Here is a 16,225-nt window from a genome sequence, read left to right on the forward strand (position 1 = left end):
ACAATAAAATTCATGGCAAAGTTTTTACAACTTATTCGCTTCCCAAACTTGGTCATGATTGCCTTGACGCAATATTTATTTAAGTTTTTTTTAATCAATCCATATGCAAGTTATTCATTAGATTCACTTAGGTTTTTCTGTTTAGTTTTAGCTACTGTTTGCATTGCCGCAGGCGGAAATATCATCAACGATATTTATGATGTAGAAACAGATCGTATCAATAAACCTCATAAAGTTTTTATTGATACTTTCATCACTAAAAAGAACGCTTTTCTTCTTTATTTTATGTTCACTTTCGTGGGAATTGGTCTCGCAATCTATGTTGGTGGGATTAGTTTACCTGAAAATACTACCATCTTTTTTGCAATTGCTTCGCTTCTATTTCTATATTCAAAATACTTAAAAAAGATAGCCCTCATTGGAAATATTGTCGTATCACTTTTAGTTGCTTCAAGTATTTTGATTTTAGCGTTTCCAATTTTCACAAAAAACAACTTATTCAGAAACGAACTTATAATCAGCGTATTACTTATCTACGCAAGTTTTGCCTTCTTAATCAATCTCATACGTGAATTGGTAAAAGACAATGAAGATGTAAATGGTGATTACAATGCTAATATGAAAACACTTTCTATTGTTTTAGGTAGAAATAGAGTCAATAAAATTGTTGCTGTTTTAGCAGGAATGCTCATTATTTTTATTCTCTATGTGATTAGTGAATACATGCAAGGAAAAACCATTACAACCGTGTATGCATTACTAACTTTACTCTTACCTCTACTCTACTTTATCATTAAGGTATGGCAAGCAGATACAAAATGGGAATATAGAATACTTTCTTTTATATTAAAAATAATCATGCTGTTTGGAATACTATCTGTCCTTGTATTTTATTATTTTGATCCTTTATTTTAAATTATGTTAGACAAACTTTCTTCAATATATCATATCATTTTAGCTTCTGGTTCGCCAAGAAGGCAACAGTTTTTTAAAGATTTAGGCTTAACATTTGAAATCAGGTTGAAATCGGTGGATGAAGTATATCCTGATCATTTACAACATCATGAAATTTCAGATTATTTAGCAAAATTGAAAGCATCTGTTTTTATAAATGATTTAAAAGAAAACGAAATATTAGTTACTTCAGATACAGTGGTTTGGCACGAAGGTGTTTCACTTGCAAAACCAAAAGATGCGCAAGAAGCATTTGATATGATTAAAGTCATGAGCGGAAAAAGTCATGAAGTAATTACGTCAGTTTGCTTTACAACGGCAACTTCTCAAAAAGTAGTGCATGAAGTTACAAAAGTTACTTTTGAAGACATGACAGATGATGAAATTTGGTATTATGTAAACAACTTCAAACCATTTGATAAAGCTGGCGCGTACGGAATTCAGGAATGGATTGGTTATACAAAAGTTGCACGAATTGAAGGTTCTTATGCTAATGTAGTTGGCTTACCAACACATTTAGTATATAAAGTATTTTCAGAAATTGAAACTTTGTTTTGATTGAAGTTTAATAAATACTACTTACCTATTTTTTCTTTCAAAATCTCTCGTTCTTTACTTTTAAACGACATATTCTGATTGTCCATATATTTCAAGGCTTTTAAGGCTTTCTCGTTTTCATTAAGTTTTATATGAATTAATGCGCCATACCAATAAATTTGTGGAGAAAATCTTGTTGTATCATGTTTGATGCTTCTCAATATAGAAATTGCTTCTTCTTCATTTCCTAAATTCAAGAAACTCATGGCTTTGTAAAATGAAATTTCTGTTTTTTGTATTTCATTTATATCTGAAACCTCTTCAAATTTTTCTATTGCTAGCGTGTAATCTTCTATTTCATACGCATACAAAGCATCCGTTAACGTACTGGAAACATCGTTACTTCGTTTTACAGGTGCCAATGCATTTGGATACGGTTCAAAATATGTAGCATATAAGGTTTCATTACTATTTCCTAGTTGAATAAAATAATTTCCTATCAATCCGAAAAATAAAATTAAACCTATCGCAATTGCCAAACGTTTGTAGTTTCGAGAAGGTTTTACTGTAATAGTTGTATTTTCCTGTATAGCTTCAAGTTGTTGCAATTGTGATTTGAGTTCGTCCTTTTCATGGGAACTAATAGCAGCTTGAACGTTTTTAAATTCAGCCACAGCTTTTACAAACTCAGGATCATTTTTTAGCAAAGCATCAAATTTTCCCTTTTCAGTTTCGTTTAAACGTCCGTGAATATATTTCTGAATCAATTCATCTTTTTCCATCAATCAATCTTTCTTTATCAGCGTTATCAACTTCTTCAAACACCTTGATTTATGACTCTTTACTGTATTTTCATCTTTATATTGTGTCTGCGATACAATCTCTTTAATACTTAATCCACGATAATAAAACAATCGTAAAATGTGCTGACAGCTTTCTCCTAAATGTCCAAAATATTTTCGTAACTGTAGTTGTTCTTCAGACAAAATACTTTCGGTCAACTCTATTTCTTCATAATCATCTTCAACCACAACAGCTCCAACCAATTGTTTTTGCTCTTTTAAACGATCGTAAATTTTATGTTTCCCAATACTAAACAAATAAGTTTTTAAACTGCTTCCGTTTAATTCTGTTTGTTTTTGGGTAAAATTTTGATACATCGCAATGACACTATCTTGATATACATCAATTAAATCTTCTCGATCTAACTGAAAACGCAATCCATAATTCACAAAAGCATCTTTATAATTGAGATACACTTCTTCCAACGCTTTTTTATCATCATTGCGCAGTCGGGTTTGTAAATCTACTTGTTGTTTTTCCATTTAGTCTGAACTCAAAACAAAAGGTTAACACTATGATTTAAAATTTTATTTCACTTCCGTGTTAACCTTTTCCAACGTAAATATATAAAGAGGAAATGAAACCTAATAACGATGAAAACAATTTTTAAAATAAGTCTGTGTATTGCTCTGTTTTTTGCGTGTCAAACAAGTCATGCACAACTATTAAAACGCATTCAGGAAAAAGTAGAAAACAAAGCAGAACAAAAAGCAATGGAAGAAGCTGAAAAAGCGGCTGATAAAATGCTTGACAATATGTTAGGCAACAAGAAGAAGGAACAAAAAAACGCAAAAAAAAGTAACGATTCATACACCTTCAATCAAAGCATAACGGTAGAAATTGAAACTAAAGGAAATGAAAAAGCTCAACTTGATTTTCTGTTTGATAGTAAAAATTCAAATCTCATGTGCATGAAATTAAATACAGAAGAAGATGCTTCTGCTGGAGAAGTATATGCCGTAATTACACCAAACTCAAGTACAATGTTTATGAGTATGCCTGGCATGAAAATCAAGAAAAAAGTTTCTAAAGAAGAAATGGGAAGCATTGATTATACCTCAAAAGTGCCACAAAAAAGTGATTTGGTCAAAACTGGAAAAACAAAAAAGATTCTTGGCTATACCTGTTACGAATATTTCTATGAGAATGAAGGTGGAAAAGTACATGCTTGGGTTACTACAGATTTTCCAATACAAGGGAAATTCATTCCAATTTTAGGCATGAAAGAAAATGGTCCGTTTGAAGGATTTGTGATGGAGTTACAGTTTGAAGGCAACAACGAGAAGAGTTCCATGAAAGTCATTAAACTAGATACAAATACGAATATAAAAATAGACGCAAACGCTTATACGTCAATGTAAAAACAAACTCATGAAAAAACTATTCTTATTCATATGCATTCTAACTGCATTCTGTTTTACCACAGAAAAAAAACACTTCATTACAGTAACATTTAGCGATGGCCCATTAAAAGGCACGCATACATTTTATCCTGAAAAAGGAAATTATGCAAGTCAGGCTAACATTGAGTTTTTTGAAGGCACATGCAATGTAAACGCTTCCAAGTTAATGACAACAGACGGTTTTCAAATTCACTATATCAATCGCTATTTTTTGGGAGAAGCCACTAATGGGAAGCACCAACCAAAATCAAGCACTTCAGGTTGTGGAAGCATTAATTTCATTGACCTGAATAATAGTAAAAGTTACAAACGTATTGATGGCGATTTTACGGGTTGTACAACTACAAATATTACAAAAGTGAGTGATTGGAAAGAAGGAATTGTCAAAAAAAGAAGAACCGTTTCAGGTAATTTTGAAGACACTGCTACACTCAGAATTCGTATGGATGATGGATCTAAAAAAACAATTACAACAAACGTAAAAGTTGAATTTACGGTAAACCAATCTAGAAGAAAATAACGCCTTAAAAATTAAACACTATGAAAAAAACACTACTCTTTCTAATCTTTTGTCTAACAGGTTATATTGTAAATGCACAATATGACTTTGAAGAATTAGAAATAAACCCTAATTCCAATGGAGACTCTTCTCCACATAGTTTTGTAGAATTTAATGGAGAAATTTACTTTAATGCCTTTAATGATAATTCTGGTAGAGAATTATGGAAAACAGACGGTACACAAGCTGGTACAACATTAGTTAAAGACCTATATACAGGCACAAGTTTTTTTCAGCAAAATAGTGGAGATCCTAGGCGATTAACTGTGTTAAATGGTGAATTGTTTTTTACTGCCAAAACCAGTGCTGAAGGTAGAGAGTTATGGAAAACAGATGGTACTGAAGCAGGTACAGTAATAGTTAAAGACATTTTAACTGGTGTTGGAGATGGAGTAGTTTCAGGCTACCAACCTTTTACAATCTTTAACAATAAAATTGTATTTATAGCAGATGAACCTGGAACTTCTAATACGTATCTGTATGAATCTGATGGAACCTATACTGGTACAAAACCCATTTCAACATTAGCTCAAATGTGGTTTAGTTCTCAGATAGAATCTGATATATGTATCTATAATAATTCTTTAATCTTTGAAGGTAGAAACTCAAATGGAGCTAATTTAGGGAGAGAATTATGGAAAACAGACGGTACACAAGCTGGTACAACATTAGTTAAAGATATTAATCCTGGTTCTTCCAATTCGTTTCCAAGAGAAATGACAGTTTTTAATAACATTGTGTATTTTCATGTAGAAGATAATACACATGGTGATGAACTCTGGCAAACCGATGGTACACTGGCTGGAACTATACTTGTAAAAGATATCAACCCTGGAGCTTCAGGAGGCATTGGAAGCCATGCAAAATTCACTGAATTTAACAGTAGGTTATATTTTTTAGCAGACGATGGCATTCATGGCAGAGAAATCTGGCTTACAGATGGAACTGAGTTAGGTACTGAAATGCTTTTAGATATAAATTCAACAGGAAACCAATGGTCTATTCCCATAGGAGATGGTACACAACAAACTTTTTATGTATTCCAGAACAAATTATACTTTAAAGCTACTGACAGTTTTAACGGAGGAAATATTGCAGACAACATAGAACCTTGGGAGAGTGATGGAACGGCTTCTGGTACTAATATGATTAGCGATTTAAATACTTCTGGAAACTCTATGAATCAATACAACTATTTTATTGGTCACAATAACAAGATTTTCTTTACTACGAATGATTTTAGTAATGCAACATTAGGAAACCTATATGTATATGACTTGATGAACACTCCAATAAAAATTTCACCACCAAACACAACGGCAACAGATGTAGGTACTGATTTTCTTAGGCCTATTATCTTTAATGAAAGCTTATATATAAGCGCTTCTTTTGAAATTAACAACGTAGCTAAAGGATCTGAATTATGGAAAATATCAGACAACACATTGAGTATTGAAATTATAGAGGAGGAAAAAATTTCTATCTACCCAAACCCAACATCTTCAACATTAAAAATTAATTTTTCTAATGACCATACTATAAAATCGGTAAAACTATACAATGTAAGAGGGCAAAAAATGACTTTCAATTTTGACAAACAGAACAATATAATTGATGTTAGAGATCTTGCTAAAGGCGTTTACATTTTGAATATACAGACTGAGAATAAAGTAATCACTAAAAAAATCATTAAAGAATAACAATCATTAACATGAACTCACAAATGAAAACAAGATATTTATTGCTCTTTCTAATGATTTTTTCTACTGGAACTAGCTTTTCACAAACACGTGGCATCAACTATAAGGCTGTCATTACGAACAATAACGGAACTCCATTAGCAAACCAAGCAATCCTAGTTCAGTTTACTATACTGGAAGGCAATATGGCTATAAATGAAGTTTATAAAGAGTCGCACACAACCACAACAAATGCAAACGGAATTGTAATTGTAAATATTGGTGAAGGTGTAAATATTTCAGGAGATTTTCAAACCATAAATTGGGGATTTGACACACATTTTGTAAAAACAGAAATTGATACGGGAAGTGGTTTTGTTGATTTTGGGACAACCGAATTCAAAACAGTTCCGTACGCATTACATGCAGAAACGGTAAGTCCGACAGGAGATGTGAGTCCTTTTTCAGAATCCGCATCAAATAGAATTACAGCAGCAAATACAAATGCAGATTTTGTAGTAGGAAGCACAAGTACTGAAGATGAAAACAATATCAATTTAGACAGTCGCTTATTTTTCGATAAAACGAAAGTGGCATTTAGAGCTGGCGCAGTTGATGGAACACAATGGAATGATGCAAATCGCGGATTATATTCATTTGCAGGCGGAAGAAACAATACGGCAAATGGAGTTGCTTCGACTGCTTTTGGTGTAAATAATCAAGTTGCTGGTTCAAACGCTTTAGTTTTGGGAAGTCAAAATACAGTCAATGGTTCTAACTCTTTAGTTGCTGGTTCTGGAAATATATCTAGCAATCAAATTAATGCGCAAACGGTATTAGGAAAATGGAATGAAGTTGAAACCGACGCATTGCTTATCATTGGAAACGGTAGCAATGATGCAACAAGGAAAAATATATTGAGTGTAAAATCTGACGGAAATATCATTGCAAATGATTTAGCTGTGGCTGACATTACACAACCTAATGCTTTAGTCACAAAAGCTTATGTAGATGCCAACTCAGGAACTGTTAGTACTGGATTAGAACAACTCGATGAAGGTAATGGAAATGGTTGGCGATTGATTGGACAAGATGCAAACAATTATGGAAATATTGGTTTTAATGCTGTTGATTTTTCTACTAGTACTATATCATCAACTGTACTTGGTACTTCAGGGAATTACGCAGCTGCTTTTGGACTTAATACAAGGGCTTCTGGTAATAGATCTTTTGCATCTGGTCATGATACACAAGCTACAGGTTTAATTTCGACAGCAATGGGATTAGATAGCGAAGCATCTGGAAGCTACGCAACTGCACTTGGTTGGGATACTACTGCTTCTGGCGTAGCTTCCACTGCTCTTGGTGATGACACAATAGCCTCAGGTACGGGTTCAACTGCGCTAGGTTCCTTTAATGTAGATGATAGCAACGCAAAGTTTATGGTTGGAAATGGTAGTCTTTCTAATAGAAATACAGCCTTTAAAATAATGAACTCTGGAGTCGTGAATATTGATAATTTAACAGGAACAGGTACACGTAATGTTAGTGTTGATGCAAGTGGAAATCTTTTAGCAACAACTACCGAAAAAAGTGAAATTTTAGTCATTAGCCCTTTTGATTTTAATAAAGAAAATATAGTTGGTGGTATTACCATGACTAGACATAGAATTGATGGTGCTTATATTGACGTACCAGGTGATGTATCAGAAATTTACGCTCCTATACAATTTCCAAAAGATGCTACCATAACTACTGTAGAATTTATTTATACAGACTCAAATACAACTACAGGAACCGCATTAGAATTTAGTATCGGATTTCAACAATTTAATGCTTCTAACAATAGTACACAATCCTTTTTTGTGGCTGGAACTCAATTAAATACTGACAGTTACAGTCCTGCAAACCGAATTGCTACAGCAAACAATGTAAATTTTCCTATCTCAGGATTTAATTCTAGTACGTATAGAGCGTATTATGTCCGTATTAAACCCGTTTCAGGCGGTTCTTGGTCTGGAACCTCCGACACAGCCATTCAACAAGTTAGAATACATTACACATATTAAAAACAAGATTATGAAATATTTAAAATTCATCGTTTTATTGTGCAGTAGTATTGGTTTTAGTCAAATTTTAGAACGAAGTTCCTTAGATTCTGGAGGCGCATCAAGTACAGTTTCTAATTTACAACTAATCTATAGTATTGGTGAAACTAACATTCAGGAACGCTCTGGAAGCTTTCAAGTTTCTGAAGGTTTCATAACTCCAAATTTTAAAATTAAAATAAGCCCAATTGTTTTTTTACAAGGCCCTTTAGTAAACCCAAGTAGTGCTGGTTTAATGAATGATGCTTTGCGCTCAAATAATTACATCCCAACTACAAGTCCTTATGCAGATAATGCTACTGTAGATGCTTCCGTATTTACCGTGACAGGCAGCAATGCTATTGTAGATTGGGTTTGGATAGAGTTAAGACAAGAAAATGATACTTTAAAAATAGTAACATCAAGATCAGCATTATTACAACGTGATGGAGATGTCGTAGCATTAGACGGCAGCTCTACATTGGTATTAAATGTAGCACCTGGCAATCACCATGTAGTTATGAAACATCGTAATCATTTGAGTGTAATGTCTGCGAATCCAATTACACTTTCCGAAGCTACCACAACTATAGTCAATTTTACAGATAGCATGTTCTCAACTTTTGGATCTAATGCACAAGTACAACTAGCAAATAATGTTATGGCACTTTGGACAGGAAATGTAAATGGAGATGACATTATACAATATTCTGGGACTAATCCAGATGTTCCTAGCATTTTATCAGAAGTATTAAATGACTCAGGTAATTTCCTCAATTTCCCAACATATGTCGTGAACGGATATAACATTCATGATATTAATATGGATGGTAAAACACAATACACAGGAACCGAACCAGATTCTCCTTTAATTCTTCAAAACATATTAGCGCATCCAGGAAATTTTCTAAACTTTAGCACCTATCAAATACAAGAACAATTACCTGAAAACTAAATTATAGTATAAAACAGTTCCTATTATTAAAAACTAGCAATGTCGGATTTTTACGTTTCGAATTGTTATACTTATGGACGGTTGTGAATCAAACACATACGATTCATTTACCGTTCATATAAAATTTAACGCCATTCATACATCAAAAGTGCAATCTCACAAATAAATTGCATGTGGTTCAGGTAACTTTATGTAAATTGGATGAGATTCCCTAAAATAACTCAGTAAGTGAAAAAAATTATACTCTGTATTATTATTTCATGTTTCTTTTCTTCGTCGCAAATTCTGTATGCGCAAGAAACCGTAAAAACGATGCTCAATACGACCAAAGAAGTATACAATGCAGGTCAGTATAAAGAATCGTTAGCTTACGCTGAAAAAGCTATTGATACACTTGCTAAAGATGTAACACAATTAGATAGTATGTCTAGTGCACAACTTTACTTTTACAAAGGCGCTTCCGAATATTATATAAAACGTTTTGATGTGTCGATTGCTTCTTACAACAAAGCAATTTCTTTATGTCCATCTTCTGATAAAGGACTCAATTTTAAAGCCGAATTGTATTATGAACGTGCTTTTTCAGAATATGAATTAAGCGCATACATAACATCATACGAAAGCTCTAAAAAAGCAGCATTATTAATGGAAAGTGTCGTAAACCCGAATTACGATTACTTAATTTCAATATATGCAGATATTGCAGGTTCAGTTGCACGTTTGGGCTTTATTGATGAAGCAAAAAATCATCTTGCCAAAGCGGAATCATTATATAAAGAGCATAAAAATAACATGGTAAGCGATCCGAAAGAAGTTTCTAAACCGGTGCTTTTTCATTACAAAGCGATTGAAATTATCAATAAGAAATCTGTTTTGACAGCAAAAGATATCTCGTATGCCACTGAGAAAATTCAACGACTAAGTCAAAAACGACTCAATACTCCAGAAAAACGCATGTACGCTGTTAGTTTAAATATGTTAGGCGATTTTTATTTACGAAAAGATACTGTTACTGCTAGCGATTGCGATATGGCGCATTACTACCTAAACAAAGCACTACAAAACTTAAATCAACAGAAATATAAAACGCATTTGTTTCAATTCAAATTTAATCAGGTGAAAGCGTTTACCTTCCAAAACAAGCCGCAAAAAGCCTTAACCTTATTAAACTCCTTATTAGGAAGTATCGCTGAGAAAGATGAATTTCACTCCTATTTTGAAGCTGAGAAAACTTCTGTTTTACTTGCGTTGGATCGAAAAGAAGAAGCTGTTCAAACTTTAAAGAAGTCAATTGCGGCAATTCATCATGGAGAGGATATTTTAAAACCAGATTTTTCTAATTTTGTCCCAAGTTACGATCTAAATGAAACTGGTTTGTTAGTAGAAATGGCAGATAAAATCATTAAAAAATATCCTAAAGATGCAACTGTACTTTCTCTTGGCGCGAAAATGTATAGATTAGGTTTAATACAGTTTGAAAACTGTTATCGTGAAGAATTGTTTAATGACAAACTCACAAAGTATTACCAAACTGCAATTGGTGGAATATTAAAACTCAAAAAATTAGGTTATGGTCACCATGAATTTAAACTAGATGCATTATTGAACAGCATGGAAATGATCGAAAACAGATTGGCTTGGAAGAAATTTCGTCAAAGCAGATTGTTGAATGGTTCCAAGGTTTCTGATGATATATTGCAACAAGAACAAACTATTAGAAAAGCATTGGTCGCTGCTAAACGCAGGAAAGATACTACTACCATTTTTGACTACAATAAAAAGTTAGCACAACAATTGGAAACACTAAAACAAGAGTTTCCAGAGATTGCAAACTTTGCTTTTGATCGTTTTGACATCAAGGCTATTCAAAAAAGCATGCCAATCCATAAAGTAATTGTAAAGTATAAAAAGATTGGAAAACGGCTATTTGTATTTAAAATCACGAAAGGTGATATTCGTTTTTATGAATTAGATGCTTCAAAAAACATATTGACTGCGGTAGAAACCTATTATAATCAAATTAGTGAACAAGGAGAAAATAAAACAATGGCAAACAGCTTGTTTACGACTCTATTTCCTTTTGATATCAATCAGTTCTCGGAACTTACAATCATTCCTGATCAAGCCCTACATTATTTACCTTTTGAAACCTTAATTACAAATCAAGAATCGTATTTAATTGAAGAAGCAATGATCAATTATGCGACACATTTAGTATTTGTAAACCATACAAAACACGCCAATCAAGGCATTAAAAATGACGAAATCATTGTATTTACGCCAACATATGAAACTGAAGTAACAACTGCGGAAGGAATTGCTTTCCGAGATCAGAATTACCGCTTACTTGGAGCAGAAAATGAATCCAAATCGTTGGCTGCTATCTTTCCTAGTCGATTGTTTGAATCTGTTTTAGCTACCAAAGACAATTTCATTACCTATTCGCGTGAAGCAAAAATTATTCATCTTGCCATGCATGCCAATATCAATAACGAAATTCCAGAATTGAGTCACTTAGTATTCAATGAAAATGGCATCGATTCTAAAATGTATTTGGAAGAATTATACGGATTGCATTTAAATGCTGATTTAGCAGTTTTAAGTGCTTGTAATACAGGAAAAGGCATCTTAGATTCGTCCAAAGGTATGGTTTCATTAAACAGAGCATTTACCTTGGCAGGTGTTCCGTCCACTTTAGCGAGTTTATGGGAAGTTCCTGATAATGTAACACAAAAAATCATGGTTGATTTCTATCAAAATTTAAAAGATGGGCAATCAAAATCAATGGCATTACGAAACGCAAAGCTAAAGTATCTTAAAACAACAACTGACGCCAATTTTCAGCTTCCATTCTATTGGGCTGGTTTTGTATTACATGGCGATCCAACACCTATTCTTATGGAAAATTCATGCACATCTTTCATTATTGTAATGTCTTTATTAGTAGCTATTATCATTGCAATTATTGTCGTTAGAAGAATTAAAACCAATACATTGAAGTTATTTTAACTCTTAAACGAAATAAATCTAAAAATTAAAAATCACTTCTAACAACATCTATAATTTGTTGTTTGCTTTGTGACTATTGGAGAAATACTACAAGTTCTTCAAAACTCTGGTTTTATTTATTAATTTAGCTTTTAGTCAACATAACTAGAAACTTACACATTATACCGTAAATCAAAACCAAATGATTGATCAAATCGCAGAAGTACCAATGTTTATTGGGAAAAATATTATCGGAAATATTTTTATAGGTATTGCATTAATTATTCTAGTAAGACTCATTTTTAAAGAAAAAATAGAAACTAAAATATCCTTAGAACTTATACGATGGATTGTAATTATTTACTGTGTTATAACTTGTATTAGTTGGCTACTCTTACTCATATTTCCATATTCAGAAAAATATGCATTTCTGGAAAGAGCTACAGGTCCATATGCTTGGGCATATGGGTTAATGCTTCTATTAAATTGTGTTTTTCCATTGATACTTCTGAGTAAAAACATTGGAAAGAGAATTTATATTGTATTTTTTATCACCTTATTTATGAACGTAGGTTGGATTTTTGAATATCTTGTTATAGCTGTAGCTAGTTTTCATAGAGATTATTATAATAGTAGCTACACAGATTTTATACTAAATAATAGGCAAATCAATGCGTTGGTAAAAGGTTTCTTCATTGGCATCGTTTTCCTAATTCTTGGAAATGGAATTAAGAAGTGGAAAAATAACAATCAACAACAATTCGTATAATTTGAAAAAATAAAAACAGATATGATTAAAGGACTTTATGAAACTCATTTATTTGTTGAAGACCTTGAACGCTCAATTGAGTTTTATTCAAAGGCACTCGGATTGAAACTATGTCGTTTTGGAGCAGAACGTAGAACAGCCTTTTTTTGGATTGGAGAAGATAAACGGTTTATGCTCGGTTTATGGGAAAAACCAAAAGAAGAGATTGATATTCGTCATTTTGCTTTTGAATGTGAGCCTGAATGGATTTTACATGAATCTGTCAATTTTCTAAAGTCTCGTAATATAACATGTTGGAATTTTTTACAGAACGAAAAAGAACAACCAATGGTGTTTTGTTGGATGCCAGCAATATCTATATATTTCAGTGATCCAGATGGACATGAACTTGAATTCATTGGAGTTTTACCTGGCAAAACTAAACCTGATTCAGAAAAACGAGTCGTTACCTATGAAGAATGGCTTCAGATAAAAGATCAATAAGGAACATCATAACTATATAGTATTATTTTATAAAAAAGATGGAATTAACTATCTAAATAGCTAATCCCACCATATTGTATTTTCAAATTTGAATGATTATTGCTTATTCAATAATAACTCTTTTTGTAATTGTTCCTTGATTTGTTATAAAATTAAATAGATAGAAACCTTTTGGCAAATCTAGTGATACATCAAAATCTAAAACTTTAGTATTTACTTTTTCTTTTTTAATTGTTTTCACTAATAAACCATCTATTCTATAAATGTTTAATTCAATTGGCGAATCACCATTCGTATCTACCTGAATGTTCATTTGTCCTTTATTTGGGTTTGGTGTAATAGACACTCTCTTTTTAGGATCTCTCTCAGAACATTTTGGTGCAAAAACAGTCGTCTCATACCTACGACAACTTGAATCAACTACACCAGTTGGCGAAATATACATTACCCAAGAAGGATCATTTATACTAATTGGCCCAAATTGTATACCTGTTGTATTTCCTGTCCCTGTATATGATATTTGTTGATAATTTGGATAACCAATCAATTGCCAAGCCACTCCATTTGTTCCTAATACGTCAACAGTAATATAGTAATAATCGTCACTTGGATCATTAGGAGTCCCATTATCATTACAATCACTTGTAACAACATTAGCACTTATATTACAAGAGAAATTACACGATTCTGGCGCTAGTACAGAAACATCTACAAAACATTCAGGATCATTATTTAATTTAACCCAAAACCATTCTACTTGATTAGATACAAGATAATTATTACCAAGATCTACATTATTCTCATCTCCATTTCCAAAATAAATAACATTCATATTACTATTAAGTACCATCCATGGTTCTCCTTGTGTGTTAAAGACATCTAATATAATATTATAGTAATCGTCACTTGGATCATTAGGAGTCCCATTATCATTACACGAACCTACAGAAGTTAACACTTCTAATGTACATTCTTGTTCAGAACAAGCTTCAGGTACATTTATAGTAATTATAGTTTTACAGTCATTATCTTCCTTATCAAAAATAGTAACATCGACGGAAGCGTTATAATTTAAGATATTACCCATTGGAACAGTTACCGTATTTCCATAAGCCACAGACTGAGTTAGTATGCCATTTGCTACCCAGAATCCAGTGTTTGTAGAGCTTGTTACTGTAAGATCAAAAGACCAAGTATCATCACTAGGATCTGGAGTTCCTTGATCGTCACACACAATATTTGTAGCATTGGCTTCTATTTTACAACAATCAGGATTGTCAAAAATAAAATCGTTATTACTTCCTGGCGTTGTATGTGTTTCACTAGTTTGCTGTATTCCGTTAGCTATATTAAATTCCGCATTTGCTCTAAAATCATATCCGCCAGTTTGAGTACCGAAATCATTTGCTGTTACATTAAAACAGTATGTATTTCCTGTTATTGTCGGATTTACTAAAGTATTAACTACAGAACCATTTTGAAGAATGTCTAAGGTAATACTATTTACGGTTCCTTGCACGCCTTCAAACACAGGTAATTCAAATGTACCACATACATCAAAAGGTAATTCTTGACAAGGGTCTAATGGATTAATATCAATACTTCCTTCTGGTCCTCCAATACAGCTTTCTATACAAATATCATCTACATATGCATATCCATAATGAGCACCTGCGCCACAATCAGTCATAATAAATTCTAAAGTAATTACATCACCTACATTTCCAGAAACTTCTAACTCAGCACAAGTCCAATCTTTCCATAAAACATCACGTAAATTACTACAACCGTTAGGAGTTGGTTTAATTCTATTAAAAAATGGATTATTATTTGGATTTGAGATTACACAAATTCTGTCAAACTCAGTTTGATTTGCATCCAAAGCACGTGCAATAAAAAATGGATTTTGTCCAGGATGATCTGGAAATTCAGATACCAAAGCATAGGTAAATAAGATTGTTTGTGTTCCTGCTTTACTAAGCGTAACTGTTTTTATTAATCTATTAATTCCATGATCTGGTCTACAAGCTCCAATAGGGGAAGTTGGATTCACTAATTTTTTTGGACTGTTAATTCTTGCTGCATACATTCCTGAGTGTACCATATTTAATTGCGCTCCACTTTGTAACACAATAGGGTCATATCCTTGACTTACAATCATAAAGTTATCTACATTTGGATTACTCATAGTATCAGGAACCCAATTGTAACTTCCAAAACCAGTTACTGGTATTGCTTCACATTCACCAACTTTATAACCTCCTGAACTTCCAAACGCAGATTCTCCTTCATAAAAATCAAAGTTTCCTAATTCAAAATCACCGTTTTCACATAAAGATGCAGGTGCTGCTTTGTACAATTCTCGTTCTTTTGGATTTTCTACAAAGTATTTATACCTTAAATATCCTTTTTTATACGATTGAATATGAACATCTTGTGCTGCTTTAGATAGTTTTCCAAAAGCTAATTCATGTTCTCCATGATTAAAGTTACTTATGAACTTTTCTAATTCGGCTTGCGGTATAGGTTTCGCAAGATTTGTTTCAATGTAAGTTTTAACTCTTTTTTCGTGTGCTGCCATTGCTTTATCATCAGTTACCTGAGAAAAAACATAGTTAGTATTCCCTATACAAAAAAGGAATATCACCATCGTAATAATTTGTTTCATGATTAAAATAATTTATAATATTAATTCCTACTCTATTCTTTTTTAGGCTTTTCGGATGACACCCGTTTTTTAGTTGTTTTGAATGCTTATTAACTACCTAAACAAAACAACAAGCAAAAACAACACATGTCAATGAAAGCCTGTTGGAATTCAGTGAATTACTACTTCAATTCCGTGAATTATCTGAAAATTCTCATAAAGACTTAGCAGTTGGAATCATTTTGATACTCTATAAAATCCATCAAATCTTTTATACTGTGTTAAAGCATATGGCAGTATCATCGTTTTTAAATATCTTTA

13 protein-coding genes are annotated in these 16,225 nt (G+C 32.6%); 10 read left to right on the plus strand and 3 right to left on the minus strand.

Features of this window, described 5'->3' with window-relative positions:
• Positions 1 to 12: 12 nt before the first annotated feature.
• Positions 13 to 915 carry a geranylgeranylglycerol-phosphate geranylgeranyltransferase gene (locus Q0828_RS16360; RefSeq protein WP_298423444.1) on the plus strand — a complete coding sequence of 301 codons (903 nt, stop codon included), beginning with the start codon at positions 13 to 15 and terminating at the stop codon, positions 913 to 915.
• A 3-nt stretch (positions 916 to 918) separates the two neighbouring features.
• On the plus strand, positions 919 to 1,512 hold the full coding sequence (locus Q0828_RS16365) for a Maf family nucleotide pyrophosphatase (protein ID WP_298423445.1): 594 nt from the start codon (positions 919 to 921) through the stop codon (positions 1,510 to 1,512).
• Positions 1,513 to 1,529: 17 nt separating this feature from the next.
• Here Q0828_RS16365 and Q0828_RS16370 read toward each other — a convergent pair whose 3' ends face one another.
• Together Q0828_RS16370 and Q0828_RS16375 are read right to left on the minus strand one after the other, a co-directional pair.
• On the minus strand, positions 1,530 to 2,273 hold the full coding sequence (locus tag Q0828_RS16370) for a hypothetical protein (RefSeq protein ID WP_298423447.1): 744 nt from the start codon (positions 2,271 to 2,273) through the stop codon (positions 1,530 to 1,532).
• 3 nt (positions 2,274 to 2,276) lie between these two features.
• The gene (locus Q0828_RS16375; protein WP_298423449.1) at positions 2,277 to 2,816 is read right to left on the minus strand and encodes a sigma-70 family RNA polymerase sigma factor; all 540 of its coding nucleotides are present in this window, start codon (positions 2,814 to 2,816) and stop codon (positions 2,277 to 2,279) included.
• A 111-nt stretch (positions 2,817 to 2,927) separates the two neighbouring features.
• On the opposite strand from Q0828_RS16375, the gene Q0828_RS16380 reads away from it, so the two are divergent.
• From Q0828_RS16380 to Q0828_RS16415, 8 genes are all read left to right on the plus strand, one after another.
• Positions 2,928 to 3,695 (plus strand): DUF4412 domain-containing protein, encoded by a 768-nt coding sequence (locus tag Q0828_RS16380; RefSeq protein ID WP_298423451.1) that lies wholly within the window; start codon positions 2,928 to 2,930, stop codon positions 3,693 to 3,695.
• Positions 3,696 to 3,705: 10 nt separating this feature from the next.
• Positions 3,706 to 4,257 carry a hypothetical protein gene (locus tag Q0828_RS16385; protein WP_298423453.1) on the plus strand — a complete coding sequence of 184 codons (552 nt, stop codon included), beginning with the start codon at positions 3,706 to 3,708 and terminating at the stop codon, positions 4,255 to 4,257.
• 20 nt (positions 4,258 to 4,277) lie between these two features.
• Complete coding sequence (locus Q0828_RS16390) at positions 4,278 to 5,996, plus strand: T9SS type A sorting domain-containing protein (protein ID WP_298423455.1); 1,719 nt, start codon at positions 4,278 to 4,280, stop codon at positions 5,994 to 5,996.
• Between the two features lie 23 nt (positions 5,997 to 6,019).
• Complete coding sequence (locus tag Q0828_RS16395; RefSeq protein ID WP_298423457.1) at positions 6,020 to 8,044, plus strand: hypothetical protein; 2,025 nt, start codon at positions 6,020 to 6,022, stop codon at positions 8,042 to 8,044.
• Between the two features lie 10 nt (positions 8,045 to 8,054).
• The gene (locus Q0828_RS16400) at positions 8,055 to 9,017 is read left to right on the plus strand and encodes a hemagglutinin protein (RefSeq protein WP_298423459.1); all 963 of its coding nucleotides are present in this window, start codon (positions 8,055 to 8,057) and stop codon (positions 9,015 to 9,017) included.
• Between the two features lie 228 nt (positions 9,018 to 9,245).
• Complete coding sequence (locus tag Q0828_RS16405) at positions 9,246 to 12,026, plus strand: CHAT domain-containing protein (RefSeq protein ID WP_298423461.1); 2,781 nt, start codon at positions 9,246 to 9,248, stop codon at positions 12,024 to 12,026.
• Between the two features lie 181 nt (positions 12,027 to 12,207).
• A complete protein-coding gene (locus Q0828_RS16410; protein ID WP_298423463.1) occupies positions 12,208 to 12,774 on the plus strand; it encodes a hypothetical protein in 567 nt (188 codons plus the stop codon).
• A 21-nt stretch (positions 12,775 to 12,795) separates the two neighbouring features.
• Positions 12,796 to 13,257, plus strand: coding sequence for a VOC family protein (locus Q0828_RS16415; RefSeq protein ID WP_298423465.1), 462 nt, complete (start codon positions 12,796 to 12,798; stop codon positions 13,255 to 13,257).
• A 103-nt stretch (positions 13,258 to 13,360) separates the two neighbouring features.
• Here Q0828_RS16415 and Q0828_RS16420 read toward each other — a convergent pair whose 3' ends face one another.
• Positions 13,361 to 15,925: a T9SS type A sorting domain-containing protein gene (locus tag Q0828_RS16420; protein ID WP_298423467.1), complete on the minus strand. Its 2,565-nt coding sequence runs from the start codon at positions 15,923 to 15,925 to the stop codon at positions 13,361 to 13,363.
• Positions 15,926 to 16,225: the final 300 nt, after the last annotated feature.

Source organism: uncultured Kordia sp., assembly GCF_947496985.1.
Classification (GTDB): domain Bacteria; phylum Bacteroidota; class Bacteroidia; order Flavobacteriales; family Flavobacteriaceae; genus Kordia.